Genomic DNA, 25,137 nt, shown 5'->3' with positions numbered 1-25,137 from the left:
CCAATGTTCGATTCAGTCTCTAACATCAATGACTATCTATCTGAGCATTGGCTCGCCGAAGTCTTCCCCAACAAGCTGAAGGATCTTGCGAAAGGCTGGAAGGAACTCGATTCCCAGGGCAAGAACACTCCTGTTAAAGGGTTGTCGGCGATCAGCGGTAACTATCTGACCGCGCTAGGCAAACTGCCCGAGCCAGCTCAGACGGACCATGTCGCATCGGTGACAGACCTTCATCGAATGCTGCTCAGCGCAGTCGGTTTCAACTGCACCGAAACTGTTCTCGAAACCTTCCAGGGTGAAACGCCCATCGCCGTCCCATTGTTGGGACGCTTCGCCAGTGCTACTGCGACGGACGCGCTGCACATCCTCCAGGCCGTACCGGCTATCGACGCCGACGCTCTGTTCTCGGCCGATGCAGAACTGATTTCCCCTCTGCAACTGTCGATTACAGGTGCAAAGACCGAGCTGCTGGGATCAGTATCGAAGGCTGTCACTCAGCTCTTCGTAAGCGACCATGCTCCGCGATATCTCCTCGTGGTTGCGGGTAGCGTCGTACTCCTGACTGATGCCGCCCGCTGGTCTGAAGGCCGGTACCTGGCGTTCGATGTTGCAACGGCATTGGACCGTCGCGATGAGAAAGCGACTGGCGAGCTCGCACACCATGCTGGTCTTTGGTCTGCAGACGTGTTGCTCCCGAACGATGACGGTAAGACGGCACTGGACGCCTTCACCGAGGACTCCGAAAAGCATGCGGTAGGTGTCAGTGAGGATCTTCGTGAGGGACTTCGTATTTCGATCGAGAAGATTGCCAACGAAGTTCTTGATCAACGTCGTGCTGCCGGGCGGCCGGTCAATGGTATTCCTGAGCTTCCCAAGGAATTGACTATCCAGTCGTTGCGCTTTCTTTATCGAATCTTGTTTCTACTCTTCGCTGAAGCGCGACCAGAGCTTGGAATTCTGCCGGTCGGAGCACCCGAGTACGGATCCGGTTATGGCCTTGACCGCCTGCGCGAAATCACCCAGGTGCCGCTGACTGGAAAATCGGCTGGCGGACATCACCTGCATGAGTCGCTCAATCTTCTTTTTCGTCTCGTCAACAATGGACACGGTGCTGAGAATCGAAATGGCGATGGCCTCGTGTTCGAGGCGATGAGGTCGGACCTCTTCGATCCTGCGCGTACGCCGTTGATCGACGATGCGAAGATCAGCAACAAAGTACTGCAAGAAGTGCTGACTCTGCTTCTCCTGTCCAAGCCCTCGAAGAACAAAAACAAACAGCGTGGTTACATCTCCTATGCGCAGCTAGGCATCAACCAACTTGGGGCTGTGTATGAGGGCTTGATGTCCTACTCAGGCTTGATCGCCGATGACGATATGGTTGAAGTGGCGAAAGACGGCAATGCAGACAAGGGCTCGTGGCTCGTGCCGTCCACCAAGTCAGGCGACTACGACGAGGCGGATATTGTTTGGCGTGAGGATCGCCTAACCGGACGCAAAGATATCGTCCGACATCCGAAGGGCAGCTTCGTTTTTCGGCTCTCCGGCCGTGATCGACAACGAAGTGCTTCCTACTACACCCCAGAAGTGTTGACCAAGACTGTTGTCAAGCATTCGCTTGCCGAACTGATCACCGACGAGACGACTGCCGCAGAGATTCTCGAGTACCGGATCTGCGAACCAGCTCTGGGCAGCGGTGCCTTCCTCAACGAGGCGATCAATCAGCTCTCAGCTGAGTATCTGAACCGCCGCCAGACTGAGCTCGGCGAGCGTATCCAGCCGGAGGACTATGCGACCGAGCTGCAGAAGGTGAAGGCCTACCTAGCCCTACATCGTGCCTACGGTGTGGACCTCAACGCCACCGCTGTTGAACTCGCGGAGGTGTCGCTCTGGCTCAACGTGATGCACAAGGGACTGCAGGCGCCTTGGTTTGGATTGCATCTTCGACGGGGAAACTCCCTAATCGGGGCGCGTCGCGCAACGTATGACTTCACTTCGCTCGGGCGGGCAAAGAAGAGCTGGTTGAAGACGCCTCCGACTGATAGACCCTTGGCTGAAGGGCCAGTCGGTGATGGAGAGATCCACCATTTCCTTCTGCCTGCCGACGGATGGGCGGCAGTGGCCGACGCGAAGCAAGCTAAGGAATTGGCTCCGGAAGCAGTTGCAGCACTCAAAATGTGGCGTGCAGACGTAACGAAGAAGCCTAGTGCGAAGCAACTTGATCGCCTGCGTGCGCTGTCACGTCGGGTCGAACGGTTGTGGGAGCTAGCGCATAGACGCTTAGAGATCAGTGAGCGAGAAGTGTCACGGCACATTGACGTGTGGGGTTCCGAGGTCCCTGCTGTGCAGACTGCCGCAACGCGTGAGCAGGTCGAGTCCGAGCTGCTTGATCCTGAGGGTCCGTACATGCGGCTGCGGTTGGCGATGGATATTTGGTGCGCGATGTGGTTCTGGCCTTTGACAGGGTCGCTGGAAGATTCTGACAGCGGTGGGGACAACGACCCTGGTCCGCCAAATCTGGACGAATGGATGAAGGCGCTCGAAGGGCTGTTGGGTGCGGATGGAGTGGGTAGGCGTCTGGCTGACCAGGGTATGTTTCATGAGACGGTCGAGAGTTTCGATCAGCTGTCAATAATGGATAACCTCGAACGAAGTTTTTACGGAATGCTGCCGCTGTGGCAGCTAGTTTCGAAGCATGAATGGCTTGGAACGGTGCGCACCATCGCAGACGAGCAAGGGTTTTTTCATTGGGAACTGGACTTCGCCCATATCTTAAAGCGCGGTGGTTTTGATCTGCAGGTTGGAAATCCTCCGTGGGTGAGGCCTGTCTGGAGGGATGATGTTACGCTCGCTGAACATGACCCATTTTTTCAACTTGAAGAGAAAATTTCGGTCAAGGCATTTGATGCGCGAAGAGGTGAATTGCTTCGTGGTCCCAGTGTTCTTCGAAAGTATATTAGAGATTTAGTTTCGTGGGCTGGAACGGTAGAACATCTCGGTTCTGACGTAGATCATCCGGTGCTAGTGGGAATGAAAGCCAATTTATATACAAACTTTATGGAAGTAGCGTGGAACAATTCGACGAAACATGGTGTTATTGGATTGATTCATCCTGAGAATCATTTGACTGATCCAAGAGCGGGTGTACTGCGGAAGCAGGTTTACAGCCGATTGCGTCGGCATTGGCAATTCGTCAATGAGCTAATGCTCTTTGAGGAGATAGGGCATCCCGTGACCTACGGTATCCATATTTATGGGTCCCAGTCCACGGTAAATTTCCTTCAGATCTCCTCGCTATTGCACCCCAAGACGGCCGACCAGTCAATTGACCACGACGGATCTGGTGAGATACCGGCGATTCAGTACCCTCGGGGCGGATGGGACCTGCGACCTCACGCCGCTCGCGTTGTACAGGTAGATGAATCGGTATTGGCATCTTGGGCGACATTGTTTGATCCCCCGGGGACGCCGGCACTTGAGGCTCGAATTGTTCGACCATTGACTCGTGAGCATGTCGAGGTTTTGACTCTGATCGCCCAGCAGGATACGCGTCTCAGTGATCTTGGATATTCGATGATGCTCTGCTTTGATGAGGCGAAAGCGAAGAAGGATGGATATATCGAATGGCGGACTGAGCGTCAATTATCATGGTCTGAGGTTATCTATCAAGGTCCTCATTTTACCGTCGGAAACCCGTTCGCGAAGGATCCTAATGAATTCTGCAAGAGTAAGGGGGATTATTCGGCATGGGATCTCGAATCTCTTCCTGAATCTGCTATTCCGCGAACAAATTATCAACGTGCGTGCAGTCGAAGTGCGTATGAAGTCGGGATTCCCCGTTGGGGAAAGCGATTGGCAACGGACTATTGGCGCGTAGCTTGGCGTCGAATGACTCAACCTGGAGGTGAGCGATCTTTGCATGCCGCTATCGTCCCTCCGGGAATGGCGCATGTCGATGCTGTTAATTCACTTGCAATTTTTCAAACTGATTCCAGATTTGAGAATTCAAACGGTCCGGCGGTATCGGACATCCTGAAAACCGTGCTAGTCGCGGGATTGTGGGCATCTCTACCCTTTGACTATCTAATCAAGATTAGCGGGCGGACAGATGTCCGAGCGGAGTTGATTGACAGGTTCCCTGCGCCAACGGGTCATGCTGCTTGGCCCTATCTGTTGCTACGAGTCTTGCGCCTGAACTGTTTGACGAGAGAGTATTCACCATTATGGGAGGTATTGCAGCGAGAACTATTCAGCGATGATTCTTGGACTCCGGCTTTCCTCGCGTTGCCACAGATCGGAGGCGTCGAGGTCCCGTGGACTATGGCGACCCCGTTGCGGACGGACGCGGAGCGTCGGGCTGCACTAGTAGAAATTGATGCGTTGGCTGCGCTCATGCTGGGACTGACGCCAGACCATCTCGTATTGATCTTTCGCGCACAGTTTGCAGTGCTACGGAAATATGAATACGAGATGGTCTTTGATTCGTGTGGGCGAAAGATTGCTAGGGACCACCAAGTTAAGGGAGCCAAACAGCAAAAGGACGACTATAAACTGCTGCAGGCCTACCTCGAAGGCGAAGACTGTGGTGATCTTCTCGATCGCTACGCGCCCTTCCCCGCGGATGAGGACCACGATGAGCCGTGGTTTTACAAACCCGATCGCGAAGCTGAGATGCGCAGTGCCTACGCGGAATTCGAGCGGAGGCTTGGGCTAGATGGTTAAGGACGCCGCGCCGACGTTCCCTTCGCTGTTGGCAGAGGAAACACGGGATTCGATCACGGAGTACCTGTCCACCACCTTCTCGCTGGCAGATGCCCAGGCGGGCAAGGCGCTCAGTGAGTTCCTTCGTGATCCCGAGACCGGGATATTCCGTGGGCCCTACCTCAAGCTCCGCACGCCATACCAACAGGTGGAAAAGAGTTGGAGATCGCCGCTGGAATGGATGCCAAAGGGGTTCCTACCTTTTCAGCATCAGGCGCAGGCATTCGATCGGCTTTCGACGCATGGGCGAGGCGCGCAGCCCACGATCGTGACCACCGGAACTGGTTCGGGCAAGACGGAGTCCTTCCTCGTCCCGCTTCTTGACCACGCGCGGCGATCGGCAGCCCGAGGCGAGCACGGGATCAAAGCGATCATCCTGTACCCGATGAACGCACTGGTCACTGATCAGGCTCGTCGTCTAGCGAACTACCTCCACGACGATCCTCAGCTCAGTGAGGTCACAGCCGGCGTGTACATCGGCGGCGAGGGCCGGCGAAGAACCCGCACCCGCAATCAGCTGGTCGACCACCGCGACGAGCTACGGAAAAACCCGCCCGACATCCTGCTCACCAACTACAAGATGCTCGATCTTTTGTTGCTGCGCTCCGGCGATAAACCTTTGTGGAACAACGCTGCTGCAACGCTGCAGTACCTGGTGCTCGATGAGTTTCACACCTACGATGGGGCTCAGGGAACCGATGTAGCGATGCTCATCCGACGGCTCGGCGCGAGAACCGGTGTGGCGGAGGACGGACGACCACTGGGGCGCATAACTCCTGTGGCGACATCTGCGACACTTGGTGGAGGTACTCGCTCGGATGAACTGCGAGAGTTCGCTGGAACGATCTTCGGTACCGAGTTTGCACCAGAATCGCTGATCACCGAAACCTCATTGTCTGCTGCAGATGTTGTGCCACACGTCGATTTTGGGCTTGAGATCCCTTCGGTCGACGCGATCCTGGATGCTCCGGAGGTAGATGCCTCAGTCGCCGGATCATGGGAACCGTTGGCGCGAGCCGTGCTTCAACCCTCGTCGGAACCTGGCGCGCACGCGGCTGAGATCGACTATGCCGACCCGGTGGAAATTGGCGAAACTCTGCGGACTCATTTCCTGACTCGCGTTGTGATTGACACTCTTGGTGGTGAGCCCCTCACGCCGGCTGATGCGGTCACGAGGATCACTCAGGCCGGTGTCCTCCCTTGGGGGGTGCATAACTCGACGAAACCTCTCGAGGTGCAGCAGGCGCTGCTCAAGTTCCTTGCGTTGATGTCCGTTGCGAGAATCAAGGATGACAACGGCAACCTGCGGCCGATGATCAACGTTCAGGTTCAGCTGTGGGTGCGGGAACTTACCCGCATGCTCCGAAGCCTCAGTCGCGAAACCAGATTCGATTGGTGGCATGACGGGCTACCAACCGAAGGCACGTTTCTGCCCGCGGCACACTGCCGCGTATGCGGACACTCCGGATGGATTGCAACGACAACAGAACTCGGTGACGAGCTCGGCCATGATCCCGTCACAATCTGGCGAGACAGTGCCCGGCTGACCACCCGATTTAAAACACGTGCCCTGCTCCTCGCCGACGAAAGTGATAAGGGCGTCAGTTACCTCGACCCAGATACACTTGAAATCGGTTCAGTCCCGAGTGCGAATGCTCTTGCGGTCCATTGCACTCCAGACGAAAAGGCGGCATTCGATCAGACATGCCCCTCGTGCGGCGCGAAGAACGCAATCCGATTCATGGGATCGAGTGTTGCCACGCTCCTGAGTGTTGGGCTCACCAGTGAGTTCGGATCCACTCTTCTAGCCGATAGCGAGAAGAAGACCCTCGTCTTCACCGATTCGGTGCAGGACGCCGCACACCGTGCGGCATTCATTGAGGGTCGCGCGTTCCAATTCAACTTTCGATCCGCTCTGCTGGGCGCGACTCACGGCGAACGGACAACTCTCAAGGAAACGTCCGATCGACTTGTCGCCGACATTCCCGTCGATCAGCTTTACTCGATCACTCCGCCGGACTTTGTACGTCGTACGGGAGTCGATGGCGCGTGGTTGGAGAACGATCCAGAAGGGTGGATGCGTGAACTGTTGGGAGTGCGGATCGCCTTCCAAGCGCAACTGGAAGCAGGGCTGAATGCCCGCGTGGGTCGTACGCTCGAGCTCACTGGCGCGATGGCCGTCGATGTTGACGTCGATCTGCCGCTTTTTTCGCAGCGCGCTCATGATATTCACCAAAACCTGCCACAGCTGAGCCTGAATCTGAGCGGGGGACCGTCAGGTCAGCTCAGTCTTGAGGTACCTGACCAGAGACCACAACAGCTCGAGCTTGAATCTGAGTCCGTGGGCGGCCCTCGTTATGACATCTGGATCTTGGGGTTGTTGGAGCATGTTCGGGTGAACGGCGGTGTTTACCACCAATGGCTCACGCGCTACATCCGTGATGAAGGCAGGCGCTGGTCGATTTGGGGCGGTAGCGCTGAGGGAATGCCTAAATTCCCGCTTGGGCGACCGGCTCCCGGCTTTTTGACCACCGGTGCGGCTGGTGACACAGACTTCATGGCGGTCAATCCTCGGGGTGAGTCCTGGCTTACTGATTGGACGAGGCGGTGCCTTGGAGTGACGGCGCCTGAAGCTAGAGCGCTACTTGCAGACGTGATCGACTCTCTCGCAAGCGAAGACGGGCCACTCGAACGAACCAGTGGCGAAAAGGGATCCAAGGTTTACGGCATCACGCCGGACCGGATCATTCTGGATCCCAACGACATTGCCCGGTTGCAATGCCCGATCTGTCATCACGTGCAGCCCAGCTCGAAGCAGCGGCAGTCACTGTGGACCGGGGCTCCGTGCCCACGAATGCGGTGCCCGGGCACTCTGGGTTTAGTTGAGATGGAATCCGAGAACTTCTACCGGAAGATGTATCAGTCGGGACGTATTCGCCGCATCGTCAGTGCGGAGCACACCGGACTGCTCGATCGGGAAGAGCGAGAGGAAGTGGAGGCGCGCTTCAAGAGCGGTGGCTCGCCTGTTGACCCCAACATCCTCGCATGTACGCCGACACTGGAACTCGGTATCGATATCGGCGATCTCAGTACCGTCGCACTAGCCTCGCTGCCACGGTCCACCGCGAGCTATCTTCAGCGGATCGGACGTGCCGGCCGTTCGACAGGCAATGCGTTCGTTCTCGCTGCCGTGCCCAGCTCGCCCCGTGACCTCTACTACTTTGCCCAGCCAGGCCACCTGCTCGCCGGTGAGGTGCTGCCGCCTGGTGCGTACCTCAATGCGACGGAGTTGCTCTATCGGCAGTTCTTCGCATTCGCGTTGGACCGCCTCGCAACTGGTGGTCTCGGCGTCGTACCTGTGATGCCACCCAAGCTCAGTGCAGCGTTGAGCGGAGGTATGGCGGATGGAGCGTGGCTGCGCGCTGTGGTCGACGCTGCGACTGCGGACGCTGACTCCCTGAGCTCAGAGTTCCTTGGGCTATTCGGTAAGAAGCTTGTGCCGGAGGCGCAGTCCGCGGTGAAGGACTTCGCTGGCGGAGGGCTGCGTGAGAGCGCGGCGCGAGTAGCGCTGGCGTGGCAAACGGATTCTGACGAAATTCGCAGCCGTCTCAACGATCTCGCCAAAACTGTCGCGGAGATCGACAAGCATGGTCATCTCGACGACAAGCAAAAGGATGACCGAAAGCGCTGTATGGGGGAGTCGCGAGCACTTGGCGATCAACTACGTGAGCGCGGACGTCAAGAGACGTTGACCGGCTTGAGTGGGGTAGGCCTACTGCCGAACTACAACCTGCTCGACGATTCCACCACGCTCGACGTGCACCTCTGGTGGACCGCAAACGAGGATGACTTCCCAGAGCCGCAAGCACTCGACCTCACCTACGAACGAAGCAGCAGTAGCGCACTCACCGAGTTGGCGCCGGGCGCATACTTCTACGCTAGCGGCAAACGAGTGGAGGTCGATGCCGTCGACGTCGGGCCGCTCTCGCAACCACTGTGGGCCAACACCAGGCTGTGCCCGTCGTGTGGTTGGGGGACAACCAACGCGTCGGCGCCACTGACCGCATGTCCGCGATGCCACAGCTCAGCAGTGACCGATGCCGGTGCAGTGCACAAGGTTCTGCCTTTACAGCGGGTGTCAGCGGTGCACCGGCTCGACGATGTTCTGATTGATGAGGACGCTGACGACAGAACCAAAACCTACTTCGGCCGTGTTACCGGGGTTGATATCGACCCCACGGACATTGTCGACGCATGGAAGCTGAAAGAGACCGTCTTCGGGGCCGAGTACGCACGTTCCGCGGTAATACGTTCGATCAATGTGGGTCTAGGTGATGTGCCTGGCAACGAGACGATCATTGCCGGAGAGACGCTCTCGGCAGCAGGATTCGCCACGTGTTCCCACTGCGGCGTCGTCGCTAAGAAGGCGACCGAAAAGGATAAGGCCCGCCACCGGGGCTACTGCGCGACCAGGCGGGGTACAGCTGAAAAATGGGAGAAGCTGCTGCTCTCTCATGAACTGAAAACGCAAGCTGTCCGGCTGTTGCTGCCGGTTTCGTTGCTGCATTTCGAGACGACAATGACATCCTTCAAGGGAGCGTTGCTGCTCGGACTGCGGCGTGATTTCGGTGGCGACCCCCAGCACCTTGCGGTTGTTGCCTCAAGCATGAGTGACGGTATGGGTTCGGTGAGGCGCTTCCTCGTCTTGCATGACACTGTCCCGGGCGGCACCGGCTACCTCGACCGCTTTGGGCAGCCTGAACGCTTGCGGCATATTCTCACCCTCGCACGGGATGTTCTTGCGGCATGCCCGTGCAGACTAGAAGGCCGTGCCGCATGCCACCGATGCTTGTACGGAGTGCTTCAGTCCCGTGAAATGCCCAATGCGTCAAGAGAATCGGCATTAGGATTGCTCGACAACTTTCTTCAAGATTGGGATGTCGAGAAGATTCCGACCGTCAGCACAGTCGACATAGCCAAAGTTCAACTCAGCGAACTGGAACTGCAGTTCCGTGAGGCACTCAAGGAACGGATTGCGTCTCGAGAAGGATGGTCAATCGAAGCCGCTATTGGTTCCAAGGGCGAAGAGCTCGACTTGCGACTTGCGAATCCCGACGGAGAGCCCCGGCGGTGGCGAATGCGCCCGCTGGTCGACGTCAAATCAGGATCGATAACGACGCAACCGGACTTCCTCCTGACACGAAGCGATGCGCAGGGTTGCGACGTTGCAGTCTACCTGGACGGCGCGAAATTCCATGCGAGCGTTGAGCACAACCGAACCGATGACGACGCGGTGAAGCGGGATGCATTGCGTCGCGACGGCCGGCGAGTGTGGTCGATATCCTGGGACGATGTTCAGGCCTTTATTTCAAATTCTCTGAAGGCTGCAGTTCCGGACCTTGTTCACCAACAGATACAGAATACTGCGAGTGTTGGCATCGACGATCCCCGTTTGAAACTGTTGTGGGGCAACCCGATCGACTTCATGATCGAGTACCTGGCTGATCCCGACGCTGCAGTGTGGGGTGATGGCGCACAAGGGACCGTATTGGCCATTGTGAATCCGGGAAGACACGGATCGGATGCCCCGATCATGGTGAAACCGGGAAGCTTTGAGACGAGCCTGAATTCATTCCTCGGTGGCACCAAAGCGGATTCAGAATCAGACGGAACAGTCATGTTGGTACCCCGTACCGGCTTGAGCGGATTGCCGCTGATCGTGGTTGCCGATCCCACGGACCATGTGGCCACAACGGGAGTACTCAGCGTGCTGGATGACCGCCACGCAGAGGTTGGTGGTCCCGAGCACGCAGCGCGATGGCGCGAATGGCTGCGGTGGGCGAACGTTCTGCAATTCCTGACTCTTCCGCGTTTTGGACATCAGATGCCGATGCGGATGGTGGAGATATGGACTCGACGTTGCGTTGATCCGTTGGTGCAGTCGCACATTCCGTTGTCAGCTCCTGCGCAATCCGCGACTGCCAGCCAGATCGCCGAACTGACGCCTGAATGGGCTGTTGTCCGGGACTACACGGACCCAGTCCTTGCAAAGCTGATCGAGATCATGGCTGCAGCCGCCATGGATGTGCCAGAAGCCGGTGCAGAAGTGGGCCCAGATCAAAGTATCTGGCAGGTTGAACTTGCGTGGCCCGCTGCAAAGGTTGCCGTCGTCGTTGATATCGACGATGACCGTGACCAATGGCTCGCGAAGGACGGATGGACAGTACAAACCGTCGAGGACGAGAACGTTCCGGATACGCTTGCCCGCGATCTGGAGAATGCCGTGAATGGGAGTAGCAAGTGAAGACACACGTCCTGATGCATGACCTGTTTCAAGACTCCTATGACAGCCTCGACGGCAGCGTGCGCAGTCGTGTACTCAGTTTCATGGTGAAGTTGCAGCAGGACCCGGATGCAACCGGGCTGGATTTCAAGATCCCGAAGCTCGCAAAGACCAAACATGTGCGTACCGCTCGAGTCACTGACAACTATCGTGCTGTTCTCATTGCTGCAGGGGAGGATTCGGAAACCAGCACCTTGTACCTCGTCGCAGTGAAGAAACATGACGATGCGTACGAGTACGCCAGCAAGCTCACGCTTCAGGTAAACCCGAAGACTGGTGCGGCCGAGCTGTTCGACTCATTGGCTCTTGACGAAGCCGTGGACAAAGCGCGACAGGTTCAGCAGTCGACCGATACCGTCAAACCTTTGATGCCTGCGAAGGTCAGTCAGAAGGACCTGGAACGATTTGGCGTCGAATCCGAGATTGCCGAGCAGTTGAAGAAGGTGTCGGACGAGGACACCCTGGAATCCATTGTCACTGCACTACCTTCGTCGCAAGGCAGTGCTGTGCTTGATTTGGTGTACGGCAAGAGCCCGGATGATGTGTGGGCAGATCTCGTGGTTGACGAGCCTGGTGAAGTCGACGTCGAGGATCTCTCCGCTGCACTGCAACGACCGCTGTCACGACTGAGCTTCACAAGCTTCGATGGTGAAAATGAAGACGAGCTTCGGGCAGTTCTCGAAGGAGACTTCGCGAAGTGGCGCGTGTGGCTGCATCCACTTCAGCGCAAACTCGCGACGCACAAGGGTTGGAACGGCCCCTTCCGTGTTACGGGTGGAGCTGGCACAGGCAAGACCGTAACGGCAATTCACCGCGCGAGATTCCTTGCTCGACAGCTAGATTCGCAAGAAGCCGTGACGAAGGTTCTGTTCACTACATTCACCAAGAACCTTGCTCGGACAATTGAATCCCAGCTCAAACAGCTGGCCGGACCCAAGGTCCTGGATCGAGTTGATGTAGTCAACATTGACGCCTTGGCCCGACGGGTTGTCACCGCATCAGATGCCGGACGCATTGCAGTCGCAAACACGAAGTTTGTGTCCTCCGATAGTTCCGAGGTGAGAGAACTATGGTCTTCCGCTGCCCTGGTTGCCACGGGAACCTGGGACGCCACCTTCTTGGCCGATGAATGGTCGCAGGTTGTCTTGGGCAATGCGATTGTTGATGAAGCCGGCTATCTCAGAGTGCCACGAAGCGGTCGGAGTCAGCGTCTGAGCCGGCCTCAGCGCGCTGACGTTTGGAAGGTGATCGAACAATTCGAAAGCCTTATGCGGTCACAAGGGTTGATGACCTTCACTCAGCTGGCCTCTCAAGCAGCCGCAATATTGCTGTCCGACACGACGCTTCGCGACCAAATGGGGTATCGACACGTGGTGGTCGACGAGGCACAGGATCTTCATCCTGCTCATTGGAAGATGCTTCGTGCCTTAGTGCCTACGGATGCTGACGACATGTTCATCGTCGGTGACGCACACCAACGCATCTACGGTCGACCGGCACCGCTCTCTCGCTTCGGAATTGAGACGAGAGGCCGATCGCGCCGCCTCACAATCAACTACCGAACATCGAAAGAAATTCTGCAATGGTGCTTGGGAGTCGCAGACACTGAAGTCGACGACCTCGATCTGGCATCGGACACCCTCGCGGGAGCACGGTCAGTCTTCGGTGGGCCGGCGCCTGAGATCCTCATACGCAAGAACATCGCGGACGAGAATAAGGGTCTTTCTGCTCAAGTGCAGAAATGGGCCGGCGAAGGCTTCAATCTGTCCGACATTGCAGTCTTCGCGTTGGACAAAGACAGCGTCAAAGACCTAGCTGAATCGCTCCAATCCTCGGGTATTCAGAGCGTCATCGTGACTGATCGTTCAGACGAGGACAAGAGTGGAGACGCAGTCCGAGTGATGACGATGCACCGGGCGAAGGGGCTGGAGTTTCGTGCTGTCGCAATGTGCAGGCTCGGTGAAGGCGAATTCCCGCCCTTCTATGTCAAGAGGTTGACCGGGGTGGATCGGGTTCAAGGGGAACTGAAGCTGCGTCGGATTCTTTATGTGGCAGGCTCGCGCGCCCGGGAGCAACTGGCGCTGTTCGGCACAGGGAAGATTTCCGACTTGGTGGGAGAAGCATTGTGAGTGAACTGAGTCCGGAGATAGAAGGTGTGCAGACTCCAGGAACCTGGCGAGTTTCGGACGGTACTGCTGTCCCGTTCAAGGACGCCACGTCGGCGTGGGCTGCCGCTGCTTTTGACGTTCTCGTGGATGTTGCGTCGAACTATCACGCGTTCATCACCTACAAGGATCTTGCCGAGAAAGTTCAGGCGAGCACCGGGATTCGGAGCCGCTCGCAGATGCGAAACTGGATCGGTGGTGTGCTCGGTCAGGTTGTCGACCGAGCCGCCGCCGAGGGCCTACCATCGCTGACTGCATTGTGTGTCAAGCAGGATCAGAGCGTTGGTGATGGGTACCGCTACGTACTCGAAGTCGCTGGACTCGAAATTCCTGAAGACCTCGATCAACATGCAGCTGAGGCGCGGCTCGAGTGCTACAAGTACTTCGGTGCCGTTATCCCCTCAGATGGCGGCGCTCCTGCTTTACCGCCGGCGGTCATCGCCCAGAGGCGGAGAGCGAAACCTCAACCAGAACCGATTGCTGCCTTGTGTCCGACCTGCCGGGTTCAGCTGCCGCGCTCGGGTATCTGCGACGATCACTAGCGTGCTCGAATCGTTGTTGGAGTGCGTACTACTTGGATGACGTCGTTTAGAAGTTCAGAACAGCGTGGGCATCGTACGTTCGCCGTGACGGGCCTCTTGAACTCGCGCATTCCAGCGCTTGATCAGCCACATTTCGATCAATTCGGGGCGTGTTTGGGCACTGGTTGCCCACGAACCAAGAAGTTGGTTGTAGCGGTGGTACCTGCGAAGTGTGAAACCGCTGACCGATGGATCTTCCAGCCAGCCTTCGTGAATCAGGGTCGAGACACCGAATTGGTCGATCAACTGGGCACGGCTACCTGCCTCTGATACCTCAGCGGCCCACATGAATGCAGCAAGGAGAGAAACTCCAACACCAGGTGTCACGGGCCACCCTGACCAGGTGCCGCGGTGGATGGCTGGCAACGTGCGAGTTTTCAAGCAGTAATCGAGGATGGACTTGATCGGCTGTAACGGATCCTCGCCCTTTCCGACTGGTGCGCCGAATACGTCGGGAAATCGGCGTTTGAAGCGACGTCCCGGATGAGCGCTTTGCCACGACGCGCAGAGAAATAGCAGTCCGAGACCGTCGTGGGTCGCGATAATGAGTTCGCTGCCAGGTCGAAGGTCATTTCGCTGTACGGTTGCCATTCCCGCGGTGACGATTCTTCCATCGTCATTTCGACCGCGTAGCTGAATTTCGTGCCCGGAATCCCGCAGGTGGGAGTTCCACCAGTCGAGGTCGACGCTGGCTTCGTCGTCGAGGATATGCAGATCGTAAGTTCTTGCCTGGCACCAGTGAACGCATGCCTCTGGCGGTTCGAATCCAGCGTCTCCGATCGGCATGTGGCGATCCTGGCACGTTTTGTGACCGTAGTGGGGTAGCCGCGCTTGCACTTCACGGTATTGACTGAATTAGTGTTTGCCGTCGAAGGTTGGATTCTGTCGCTTCCGGCAGTCCCTGCAAGCGACGACAAACGTCAACGCGCGTACACCCCTGCAATCGCAGAGATGCACGCGCGCAATATAAATCGTGGGCCGCTAGCTACTTGCTGGGCGTCGAGGCGACTGCCGTGATGCCAAGCTCACCGTCGGCGTCATCGCCGCAATCGCAGTCACAATCGTCGCCGCAGCCACCGGTGTTGCATTCGCCGGCGTAACTGTCGTCATCTTCGTCGCAGTCGAGGGTGCCGCCGAAGGACTCTGCAAAATCGTCGTCGAGCTCGTGAGTGAAGGCGTGAACCTCGTCGACCAGGTTGAGGAGATGCTGCGGGGCGAAGGGGTCCGCATCAAGCATCGTCGAGACCAGCAGGTGGTCGCCACTGAAGGCGAAGCGCAGCCGCGGCCATTCCTGTGCGAGTTCGATCAGCTGCGTCGCAGCATGGGCGGGATTACCGAGGCCCGTGAGGACCGAGGACCAGACGTTGATCTGGGGGCCGTCATCCGCGACGGTCACGTAGACGACAAACCCGTGAACCGGCACGACAATGTCGCCGTCGTCGTCGGTGTCGGGCTCGCTGCCCAGCAGTTCGGCGAGGGTCTGAACGCACAGGCGAACCAATTCGTCGCGCTCGTCCGTCACTAGGGCAATGGCGCCGTTGATGTGGAGGGGCTGTTCGGCGGTCGTGTCGTGGTCGCTCATGGATCCTCATGTTCCGTGCCAGTCCGAGCAGGCGCTTGGCACTGTTTTCGTGCGGTGGGTGTCAGGTCTACGGTAGTCGGCGCACACTCTTGTCCGCGTAGTGGATCATCCAATAGTGTCCCTTTCGACGGGCGCTGAGTAGAACTTCGCCGGCGCAGAGCGACGTGACTCGAGTCCCGACAAATCCGGCAGTGTTGTGGCAGTGAGTATCTCGGCTTGTCGGTAGGTAGATCTAGTCTCCATAAATGACGGGTCAGCGAGTTCGACGAGCTTCACATCTGCGTTTGGTGCCTGCATTTCAAGCGGCACAAACCGTCCGTACGCCGAGGCAGATGCGGAATCAGCGTCGACGGCCGGAGGTGGCGAACTTTGTCCTGCGGATCGAACTTGATTGCGTTTCGCCACCCATTTGGCGACGGTTTTCGGTGCCGTCGAATATCGAACTCGACCAACTGCATTCGATCGTCCAGGCGGTCATGGGATGGGGAGATCAACACGCACATCAGTGGGTGAGCGTCCATCATTCAACGAGCAATGGCCCAGATCGGTATATCGCGCGCGAGGTGATCCAGTACGACGGATACCAGGAAGACGAGTTTGGTGAGGACGAAGTCCGGATCGACGAGGCGGTCACCGCGGTAGGGGAGTACGTCCGATACGAGTACAACGTACGTGCCAAGTGGAGTCACACGTTGTTTCTCGAGCAGATTGTCGAAGACCAGCCGATTTCTGCGCCATCCTGTCTTGACGGCGCGAGAGCGTGCCCGCCGGAGGATTCTGGCGGTCCGGTCGGGTATCTCGAGTTCCTGAACGCGCAGGTGAGTACCGGGCTGTTCGATCCCGAACGTTTTGTTCTCACAGAGTCCAATGCGGCAGTCACCACGTCGGTGGCACTGCATAGGTCACCGCCTGTGGGCAGCTCGCTGTTCGAGAAGTTCTTGCGCCGCCTGTCTGTTCATTCCGCGCCGAAACTGTTTGCCGCAGTTGCCAAAGCGGAGCTAAGTGGTGGGTATGACAACTACTTCGAGACGATGTGTGAGGGAGCAACCCGCCAGTTGCTGTGGCTGCTGAACTCCGCGCGAGGCGGTGGGATTGTGTTGACGGCGTCCGGGTCACTGCCTCCGGACCTTGGTGCGTCTGCCCGAGACGAACTCGATTGGGACAGTGAGTGGACCGATGCCGCGGGAGGGAGTGACTCGCAATTAGCAGTCCTCGTTGAAGTCGCAAAGACACTGAGATTAGTCCGAAAACTCCGAGGCACACTGATTCTTACCCGCCTCGGTGCGTCGGTGATTGCGTATGAAGGCGAGTTGTGGCGCCACATCGTGATGGCCATGCCGTTGGGAAAGGGCGAGCTGGCGCAGGAAGCCGGCCGAATTCTGTTCCTTACGTTGGCTGCCGGCCTGTCGGAGTCCGAACGTAGTGAAGTGATGATCGAAGGACTCACGGCATTGGGTTGGTCGACAACAGACGGAACACTCCTCGGCGACGACGATTGGATGTGGATGGTGAGAGGCACTCTCCTGTACCTGCGAATGATCGGGGCGATTGTCTCCAATCCGTTGGACCAGCATGTTTCCGCCGATCCTGAGTGGGGCCGACGTTTTGCCAGGATGGTTCTGTCTAAATAATTACCCGATCGAATCGACCGTCGATATCAATCGATGCAGAGTTGTTATATGTGCTGGAAGCGCATGATTTCCCGGCGACGGAATCCCGAATATTTTCGGGTGGCAAAATATGCGAGTTTTTGTTCGAAATTGCCATCATGCTAGGGTCGATCCTCATTTGTTGAATTGCGTGGTCGAGCCAAAAGCTTACGCAGAAGATTTATTTTGTGGAGGTTGGGTTTCGGAAAAGACGAAGTGCGTGTTGCTAGTCAATTGAATATGTGACCGGTGTTGGTATGACGGTCGCTCCTAGGGCGTGCAGAAGCGAAGCGCAAAGATCCTGAACAGGGGTTTTTGCGCGTTGTTCTGCCGATTATGTGCGAAGGATGTGGCATGTGACGGGGTCCGACATGGTCCAGTTCAGTACCTTGGTAATTGTTTCACTGCTTGTTGCTTTTTATGGTGGAACATTTCTGATTTCTCTTCGTATTGGTAAGAAGCAGGAAAATGCCGACGGTTTTATGACCGCCGGAAACAAATTAGGATTTGGTGTTTCGGCCGCGAGTATGACGGCCACTTGGATTTGGGCGTCGTCGATGTACGCATCCGCCACTTCTGGCTACACCTACGGAATCTCCGGCCCCATTCACTACGGTTTGTGGGGCGCGTTGATGATTCTCTTCATTTATCCCTTTGGCCAGCGAATTCGTAAAGTAGCGCCGAAAGCCCACACTCTGGCCGAGGTCATGTACGCGCGGCACGGACGCTCGAGTCAGTTGATGCTCGCAGGTTCCAACATCGTCGGCAGTCTTATCAGTTTGATGTCGAACTTTCTCGCTGGTGGTCTGCTGATCGCGTTGCTTTCGCCGTTCAACTTCATTCAGGGTGTGTTCATCGTCGCGCTGGGCGTCCTGCTGTACACGTTGTGGTCAGGTTTCCGTGCTTCGGTGCTGACCGACTTCGTTCAGCTGATCGGAATGCTCGGTGCGGTAGCGGTTTTGGTGCCGTTCATCTTCTTCGCAGCGGGGTTCCCGGCGGCCTTCGAATCCGGCGCAGGCAACCTCACTGCTGAGCAGGGCAACTTCTTCTCGAGCGTTGCCTTCTTCGAACAGGGTGCGCCGTACATCGCGGCAGTTCTTGCATACGCAATCGGCAACCAGACCATCGCCCAACGACTCTTCGCGGTCCGCGAAGACCTGATCAAGCCCACCTTCATCACCGCAACTGTGGGATACGGCGCAACGGTCATCGGTGTCGGAATGCTGGGTGTTCTCGCGCTGTACCTCGGAATCGAGCCAACTGATGGTGACGTCAACAACCTGATTCCGCAGATGGCCGCGTCGTACCTGCCCGGAATTTTGCTTGCTGTCTTCTTTGTCATGATCATCGGCGCGCTGTCGTCGACGGCGGACTCGGACCTTGCTGCACTCTCGTCCATCGTGATGACCGACGTGTACGGCCAGGCTGTCGCCGGCAAGGCTAATGCGAACCCTCGACGGATGCTGCTTATCGGCCGAGTAACGATGATTGTTGCGACGGCGGCGGCTATCTCCTTGGCAAGTCTGCAATTGAGCATTCTGGATCTGTTGGTGTTCGTCGGCGCGCTGTGGGGCGCTTTGGTGTTCCCGGTTATTGCGAGCTTCTACTGGGGCAAGGTCACCAACAAAGCCTTCACTGTGTCGGTGCTGGTGGCTCTTGCTGCCTTCTTGCCCGTCCGATTCAGTTGGGTGCCGATGGATGGGATGTTCGGGATACTCTCCGACATCGTTGCCGTTGTCGGTATCGGAGTGGTGCTGGGGCTCATGACATTTGGATTCTTCGGTCTGAAGGTTGCGCAGATCGTCGGTGGCCTGGCGATCGTGCTGTCCGCGCCGTTCGCGATCGGCTTCCTGCACGACTACCCAACGCTCAGCGGATCTTTGGTGGCCTATGCCGTAAGTACCGTCGTGTGTTTTGCGATGTCCGTCAATCAGCGTGAGACGTTCGATTTCGAACTGATCAAGCAGCGGACGGGAGACTTCGACGAGGAAGAGTTTCCTGCTGTGGGAGCGTCCGGAAAGTAACCGTCGAGACAAGTGGAAGGGATACGAATGAGTACAGCTCTACTGACCGTTTATGTTCTGATCTGGCCGGCGTTGGTGCTGGTTGTCTTGGGAGTCATCAGCAAGGGATTCTTCAAGGATTGGGCAACTGCTCGCCGCAACGGTGAAGATCTGGTCTAGCTGTTCACGCCGCCACCGACGCACTTGCTGTCGGTGGCGGCGGTCATATTGCGTCGGACACAGGGGTCGGCGTTATAGTTGCTCAGTGCAACACAACGGAGCAATGTCGCTCACCGGGCCGCCGGCCGTCCATGACGAGCTGGTGCATCTGACGCGACAGCTGATGACGGGGGATCGGCATTCCGACGATCAGCCGTCCATCGCGCAGCACTCGTTCCTCTCGTTCATCGGCCGCAATGACGGCTGCCGGGCAACAGAGATCTCCGACGTTTTCGGCGTCAACCGCTCGACCATCTCGCGCCAAGTGCGTGGATGCATCGACTCAGGCTGGGTGTATGCCGATCCGGGACCCGTTCGCTTGGGCAATCCGCTCCACCTCACTGACGAGGGTCGCAAATATCTCGACGCCGCCGATGCGCGTCGACTCGACCAAGTCGTCAGCAGGCTGCACGATTGGACTGAGTCCGAGATCGAGGAATTCGCCCGTGCACTTCACCGCTTCAGAATCAGCACAGAATCGCAGACCGACGGAGATGACACCCTGTGAGTGAGTACAGCGCCAAAGCCCAGTTCACTATCTCCGACAACGAGTCGGTGGTGCACACAGTCTTCACTCACGCCGAGCGCACCCCGAACCTCACGGTGTTCTCGCGGCCTATGGGCAACGGGTGGGTCGACGTCTCGGCGAAGGAATTTGCCGAGCAGGTCATGGGCGTGGCAAACGGGTTGATTGCCGCCGGTGTTCAGCCAGGGGACCGCGTCGCGCTTCTGTCGGCCACTCGCTACGAGTGGACGCTTTTCGACTTCGCCATCTGGGCGGCCGGCGCTGCGACGGTTCCGATCTACGACTCGTCATCGAAGGGCCAGGTTGCTTGGATCCTCGAGGATTCCGAGTCCGTCATGGCCATCGTGGAGACGGGGACGCACGAGCAGTTGTTCCAGGATGCGCCCCCTAGTCTGCGCGCTGTCATGCAGATCGACGCCGGCGCTGTGGCAGAGCTGACCAAGCAGGGCATCGACGTCGACGAAACCGAGCTGAAGAAGCGCCTCGACGGTATCCGCGCTGACGACCTTGCATCGCTCGTCTACACATCCGGTACGACGGGGCGGCCGAAGGGCTGCATCCTCACTCATCGGAATTTCTTGTCCGAGGTGCGCGGCATTCTGACTGCGTCGATCGGTAAGGTCGCGGTTCCGGGAAACCGAGTTCTGACCTTCCTTCCCCTGGCACATGTACTTGCTCGTGCAGTGTCCTTGGCGACGTTCGAAGCTGGTGCTGCGCAGGCGCATTGGTCTGATTTCTCGAACATTACAACGCAATTCGAGCGGTACAAGCCCAATACGATCCTCGGCGTCCCGCGGGTCTTCGAGAAGGTTCGCGACGGTGCGGCGCGGAAGGCGGAATCCGGCGGCAAGGTTCCCGGTGCAATATTTGCTTTTGCAGAAGCAACGGCCAAGGAGTACAGCCAGTCTCTCGACGCCGGTGGCCCGTCCCTGGTGCTCAAGGCGAAGCATGCTGTCGCAGACAAGCTTGTGTACTCGAAGCTGCGCGCAGCACTCGGCGGCGAGTGCTGGTTCGCCATTTCCGGCGGCGGTGCACTTACCCCGGAACTCGGCCACTTCTTCCGTGGGCTCGGCGTTCCGATCTACGAAGGTTACGGACTCACTGAAACCACGGCAGCGCACTGCGTCAACATTCCCGGGGCTCAGAAGATCGGCACCGTCGGGCAGCCTATGGGCGGCAACGGAGTTCGCATTGCCGAAGACGGCGAGATCGAGCTCAACGGTGGAGTGGTCTTCAAGGGTTACTGGAAGAACGAAAAAGCCACCGAAGAGTCCTTCGACAACGGTTGGCTCCGCACCGGCGATCTCGGTGAACTCGACAGTGACGGTTACCTTTCCATCACCGGCCGTAAGAAAGACCTTCTGGTGACGGCAGGTGGCAAAAACGTTTCACCCGGCCCGATGGAAGACCGTATTCGGTCGCATTCCATCATCTCGCAGGCCGTGGTCGTCGGCGATGGAAAGTCTTACGTCACGGCACTTCTGACGGTTGATCCCGAGGTGTTCGAGAAGTGGAAGGCCGATAACGGCAAGCCCGCCGAAGCAACCGTCGCTGAACTGCGTGACGACAATGATCTTCGGGCAGAAATGCAGAAGGCGATCGATGACGCCAATTCGGCTGTCTCGCATGCCGAGTCGATCAAGAAGTTTGTGATTCTCGATCGGGATCTCACTGAGGAAGACGGTGAAATGACGGCAACCCTCAAGATCAAGCGAAACGTAGTCGTCGACCGGTTCTCCAAGGAAATCGAAGGTATGTACACCAAGAGCTAGGAGCGCTTGGGGAACTGCTCGCGGTAGGCCATGACGTCGTCGAGTCGGAATCTGCGGTGGGTTCCGCGTAGCTCGATCGGGAGCTTGCCGGCATCGGCAAGCTTGCGGACATATGTGTCCGAGACGCCGAGAATTTCCGCAGCTTGAGACGTTGTGAGTAGTTCGGCAACGGCACCGAGCGCAACACTGTCACCGTTGGCGAGGTATTTCAGCAGCGCTACGACGGCATCGCCCACTGAGGCCGGGACGTCGATTGTCACGCCGTCGATCACGAGCGTCGTCGTGGCAGTTGAGGTTTGAGCGAGCGCTGACAGCGCGGTCTTGATCTTTTCTGCGTCGGCGCTACCGACTGCTGAAATTACGTGGTCAATGCTCACGTCGAGCTCCGATCGAAGTAGTTGTCACATGAGTGTTGTCAGGCGATGGCGAAGAAGGCCGGCGAGAAGTTCTGTTGTCCTTGCATCGAATCCGATCTCGGTGCATCGCTCGGCCCAGCCGTGTGCAGCTTTGACCAGCGCGTCGATCATTCGGGTTACCGCGCGTTCGCGAAGTCCGAGCCGTAGTCCGGCGTCGATGAAGTTGGCGCGGGTCAGGCGATTGGCGCGCCCGTACAGGTTCATCGCCATCGGATCATTCCAGCCGGTGTACGGCTGAGTGCTGAGTAGATCGTAAGCCGGACTCGGTTGCCACAATGAGTTCGGCGCGTAGATCGATAGGTTCTTTCCGTGTAAGTCTCCATTGCCGATGATCCATGAAAAGACTACTGTGCGAAGCAATTCCAGTGTGGATGCAGATTTGGAGCCGCCGCCCGCTTCGCAGGCATCGGTTAGCGCCGTGATGGCAGTCTCGGTTTTCATCCGGTACTTGGACGCCGGATAGATGCCGGCAACTTGGCATGCATCCTCTTGAGCGATGCGGTGGCCATCGCGGCGGTCGAAACGCTCGACAAGTAACGCACTCCTGCCGTCGGCGTCGTGGAGAAGTCGAGTGGTCGGCACGCGTAGCCCACATGCTGCCGCCATTCTCATGAAAAAGTGTTCGTTCTCCGACAACAGTGGGAATCCAACGGGCGGAGTGAGTTTGAGGATCGCGGGCCCGGAGGGAGTGTTTGTCGGTACCGACCACATATTTGCACTGACCTTGGGTTGGACTCCGGAAAGTGCAAGCGGATCTGCGTCGACCGAACCGGCGAGGCGATTGAATAGGCTGTGGAAGTTGGCGTCTCGTTCCGGCGCAAACATCGGTTGCGGTTCCGGTGGGACACTACCAGCGGGCACGATCCGCACATTTCCGATGGTGTCGGCGCCGACGGCCAATAGCAGAGTCAGATGGTCGTCGATCGAGGTTTTGGTCGAGGAAACTACCGCGCCGAGGCGAACACCCTCCGGGAGAAGGCCTGCGAAGAAGGGGGGAACCGCACCGCCGGTGGTGACCACGGGGTAGTGCCCATTCGCGAGCAACGACCATGACACTGAGTGAGATCGGATCGATGACTCGGTCGATGACAGCGTGCTGTAGTCGAATTCGATCGTGTCGTTTGTTTGGCGTGTGAGGGTGGCAACCTGCACGTCGTCGATGTAGACGTCTGCATTGTCGATGTCCGTCAGCGTCGTGCTGAGAGGGCTGCTCATTGAGGCGCCTCGAGTTCGGCGATCGTGATTGGCTGCAGGCGCAGTCCGAGGGCGTCGGCAATTTCGACGATTGATGCCAGCTTCACGGATCCGGTGCCGTATTCGAGCGCTTGAACGCTGGATCGGGACACCCCGGCTAGGTCGGCGAGAGTTTGCTGGGTGAGTCGGAGTTGGACCCTGCGTTCGGCAAACAGCTCGCCTATGCGTGCAATTTCAGGCATAGGACTGCTGCGCGTCGGTGAACTTCTACGTGGCTGACTCATTGCCGCTCCTATGCCTTATTTTGCAAGCATAAGTCAGGGTGGGGTTGCAGGGCAATCTCAAATGCTCGTTATGCTTGCATTTTCGTGCATTAGCTTCCCCGTAGCAGGGTAGTCGAGGAGATCGCCCATCGGAGCGTCAACCTACCGACAGAGTTGGTGTTCCCCAGCTTTCAGACCAGCCTGATCGGAATTCAAGTCGTTTGGCGAGAAGAGTTTTCGGGTGTCGCTCGAACCTAGCTCCCAATATTGCTGTGACTCGACGTAGCATCCTGAATGTGGCTAGACGATCGGTAACAGTGAGATTTGATTCAGAGGAACTCGAGGCTCTCGAGGCGCTCCGGGAGCTTACGGGCGCGGACATATCCAGCGTCGTGCGCGAAGCAGTCATCGAGCACGCGAAGCGATGTGCCAGGCAGGCGCCGCCGCGCGATATCGGCGACAAGCGTAAGTCCCTGACCTTGAACGATGCCTTCGCGCGATACTCGGCGATGTGTGTTGAGCAGGAGCGGGAAGCCTCCTAAACCAAGGAGCGGTGGAGACATGACGTCCCCACCGCATTTCCCGGTTGTTGAACTATGAACGAACTAGAATCTTGACTGCTGTGTCGTTGTGTTCGATCAAGGTTGTGAAGCCTTCTGAAATCAACTCTTCGAGGTGAATGCGTCCGGTGATGAACGGGGCGAGGTCGACAACTCCGTCCTGAACCATTTTGATGACAGCTTCATGATCGCGGACGTACGCGATTGTTCCTCGCAGATCGATCTCTTTGAGGACGAGCTTCTGCATGTCGATGGTCGCGGGCTTGCCCCAAATTGACACGTTGACAACCACTCCCGCGGGTCGAACGGTGTCGAGCATGGTGTCGAGCACTGCGTTGACACCGGCACATTCGAATCCGATATCCGCGCCGATGCCATCGCTGATCTCGAGAACGCGGGCCTTCACGTCCTCGCTGCTCGGATCGATGACATAGTCAGCGACACCGCTGGACAGTGCCTTTTCTTTACGCGCACCGCTGAGTTCCGTGACGATCGTTGTTGCGCCAAGACCTTTGAGTACTGCGGCGACCAGCAGCCCGATAGGTCCGGCGCCTCCGACTATCGCGATGTCGCCACTTTGGGCGCCGCTACGAACGACGGCATGGTGTGCAACGCTCAACGGCTCGATCAGCGCAGCTTCGTCCAATGGGATGTTGCCGATCTTGTGAACCCAACGTCGGTCAACCACAACCTTTTCGCTGAGTCCGCCACCGCCGCCGGCCAATCCGATGAATCCCATCTGAGTGCACAGGTGATAGTTGCCGGCTTTACACGGAGCACATTCGTTGCAGACGAAATACGGTTCAACGACGACGTTTTCGCCCACTTCGACGTCGGTCACGCCTTCGCCGACTTCTTCGACAGTGCCCGAGAATTCGTGCCCCATAGTGACCGGCGCGTTCTCATGAGAGAGGGGGTGGGGGTGGCCGGGCGCCGAGATGAAGATTGGACCCTCGAGGTACTCATGGAGATCGGTGCCACAAATCCCGCACCAGGCGACCTTCAATTTGACGGTACCTGGCCGCACTTCGGGCTCGGGAATGTCTTCGATTCGGATGTCTTTCTGACCGTGGAACCGTGCTGCCTTCATAGATCCGCACCTCACT

The 25,137-nt window shown here is 57.7% G+C and carries 16 protein-coding genes; 10 read left to right on the top strand and 6 right to left on the bottom strand.

Going from position 1 to position 25,137, the window contains the following annotated elements; genetic code table 11:
• The first annotated feature begins 3 nt into the window (after positions 1–3).
• The 4 genes from EEB13_RS27495 to EEB13_RS27480 are packed head-to-tail and all read left to right on the top strand — an operon-like array spanning position 4 to position 13,808.
• Positions 4–4,719, top strand: a complete 4,716-nt coding sequence (locus EEB13_RS27495) for a restriction endonuclease subunit M (protein ID WP_141486646.1) — start codon at positions 4–6, stop codon at positions 4,717–4,719.
• Positions 4,712–11,062 (top strand): DEAD/DEAH box helicase, encoded by a 6,351-nt coding sequence (locus tag EEB13_RS27490; protein WP_141486645.1) that lies wholly within the window; start codon positions 4,712–4,714, stop codon positions 11,060–11,062. Before EEB13_RS27495 ends, EEB13_RS27490 begins: the two co-directional genes overlap by 8 nt.
• Positions 11,059–13,230: a UvrD-helicase domain-containing protein gene (locus EEB13_RS27485; protein WP_187328629.1), complete on the top strand. Its 2,172-nt coding sequence runs from the start codon at positions 11,059–11,061 to the stop codon at positions 13,228–13,230. Before EEB13_RS27490 ends, EEB13_RS27485 begins: the two co-directional genes overlap by 4 nt.
• Complete coding sequence (locus tag EEB13_RS27480; RefSeq protein ID WP_187328628.1) at positions 13,227–13,808, top strand: hypothetical protein; 582 nt, start codon at positions 13,227–13,229, stop codon at positions 13,806–13,808. Before EEB13_RS27485 ends, EEB13_RS27480 begins: the two co-directional genes overlap by 4 nt.
• A 54-nt stretch (positions 13,809–13,862) precedes the next feature.
• On the opposite strand, the gene EEB13_RS27475 is transcribed toward EEB13_RS27480, so the two are convergent.
• Both EEB13_RS27475 and EEB13_RS27470 read right to left on the bottom strand, forming a co-directional pair.
• Entirely contained in the window at positions 13,863–14,633 is a 771-nt protein-coding gene (locus EEB13_RS27475; RefSeq protein ID WP_141486644.1) for a hypothetical protein, read from the bottom strand.
• A gap of 199 nt (positions 14,634–14,832) precedes the next feature.
• Positions 14,833–15,429, bottom strand: a complete 597-nt coding sequence (locus EEB13_RS27470) for a T3SS (YopN, CesT) and YbjN peptide-binding chaperone 1 (protein WP_141486643.1) — start codon at positions 15,427–15,429, stop codon at positions 14,833–14,835.
• Positions 15,430–15,674: 245 nt separating this feature from the next.
• On the opposite strand from EEB13_RS27470, the gene EEB13_RS27465 reads away from it, so the two are divergent.
• From EEB13_RS27465 to EEB13_RS27450, 5 genes are all read left to right on the top strand, one after another.
• The gene (locus EEB13_RS27465; protein WP_261984655.1) at positions 15,675–17,060 is read left to right on the top strand and encodes a plasmid pRiA4b ORF-3 family protein; all 1,386 of its coding nucleotides are present in this window, start codon (positions 15,675–15,677) and stop codon (positions 17,058–17,060) included.
• 389 nt (positions 17,061–17,449) lie between these two features.
• Complete coding sequence (locus tag EEB13_RS27460; RefSeq protein ID WP_179300873.1) at positions 17,450–19,102, top strand: sodium:solute symporter family protein; 1,653 nt, start codon at positions 17,450–17,452, stop codon at positions 19,100–19,102.
• Positions 19,103–19,129: 27 nt separating this feature from the next.
• Complete coding sequence (locus EEB13_RS31825) at positions 19,130–19,261, top strand: putative transporter small subunit (protein WP_045071446.1); 132 nt, start codon at positions 19,130–19,132, stop codon at positions 19,259–19,261.
• An 85-nt stretch (positions 19,262–19,346) separates the two neighbouring features.
• Positions 19,347–19,808, top strand: a complete 462-nt coding sequence (locus tag EEB13_RS27455; protein WP_095888595.1) for a MarR family winged helix-turn-helix transcriptional regulator — start codon at positions 19,347–19,349, stop codon at positions 19,806–19,808.
• The gene (locus EEB13_RS27450; RefSeq protein WP_045071440.1) at positions 19,805–21,598 is read left to right on the top strand and encodes an AMP-dependent synthetase/ligase; all 1,794 of its coding nucleotides are present in this window, start codon (positions 19,805–19,807) and stop codon (positions 21,596–21,598) included. The genes EEB13_RS27455 and EEB13_RS27450 overlap by 4 nt, the downstream gene beginning before the upstream one ends.
• On the opposite strand, the gene EEB13_RS27445 is transcribed toward EEB13_RS27450, so the two are convergent.
• The 3 genes from EEB13_RS27445 to EEB13_RS27435 are packed head-to-tail and all read right to left on the bottom strand — an operon-like array spanning position 21,595 to position 23,492.
• Positions 21,595–21,975 carry a helix-turn-helix domain-containing protein gene (locus EEB13_RS27445; RefSeq protein WP_033236025.1) on the bottom strand — a complete coding sequence of 127 codons (381 nt, stop codon included), beginning with the start codon at positions 21,973–21,975 and terminating at the stop codon, positions 21,595–21,597. The two genes, EEB13_RS27450 and EEB13_RS27445, sit on opposite strands and share 4 nt — an antisense overlap.
• Positions 21,976–21,999: 24 nt before the next feature.
• Entirely contained in the window at positions 22,000–23,229 is a 1,230-nt protein-coding gene (locus tag EEB13_RS27440) for a type II toxin-antitoxin system HipA family toxin (RefSeq protein ID WP_141486642.1), read from the bottom strand.
• Positions 23,226–23,492, bottom strand: a complete 267-nt coding sequence (locus tag EEB13_RS27435; RefSeq protein WP_033236027.1) for a helix-turn-helix domain-containing protein — start codon at positions 23,490–23,492, stop codon at positions 23,226–23,228. The genes EEB13_RS27440 and EEB13_RS27435 overlap by 4 nt, the downstream gene beginning before the upstream one ends.
• Before the next feature lie 296 nt (positions 23,493–23,788).
• Here EEB13_RS27435 and EEB13_RS27430 point away from each other — a divergent pair, with 296 nt between their 5' ends.
• Positions 23,789–24,013 (top strand): hypothetical protein, encoded by a 225-nt coding sequence (locus tag EEB13_RS27430; RefSeq protein WP_033236028.1) that lies wholly within the window; start codon positions 23,789–23,791, stop codon positions 24,011–24,013.
• 52 nt (positions 24,014–24,065) lie between these two features.
• On the opposite strand, the gene EEB13_RS27425 is transcribed toward EEB13_RS27430, so the two are convergent.
• Positions 24,066–25,121, bottom strand: a complete 1,056-nt coding sequence (locus EEB13_RS27425) for a 2,3-butanediol dehydrogenase (protein ID WP_045071434.1) — start codon at positions 25,119–25,121, stop codon at positions 24,066–24,068.
• Positions 25,122–25,137 lie beyond the last annotated feature (16 nt).

This window comes from Rhodococcus sp. WS3 (genome assembly GCF_003797085.1).
Lineage (GTDB): Bacteria > Actinomycetota > Actinomycetes > Mycobacteriales > Mycobacteriaceae > Rhodococcus_F > Rhodococcus_F globerula.
Note: the sequence above shows the minus strand (reverse complement) of the source record. Positions and strands in the feature narration are given on the sequence as shown.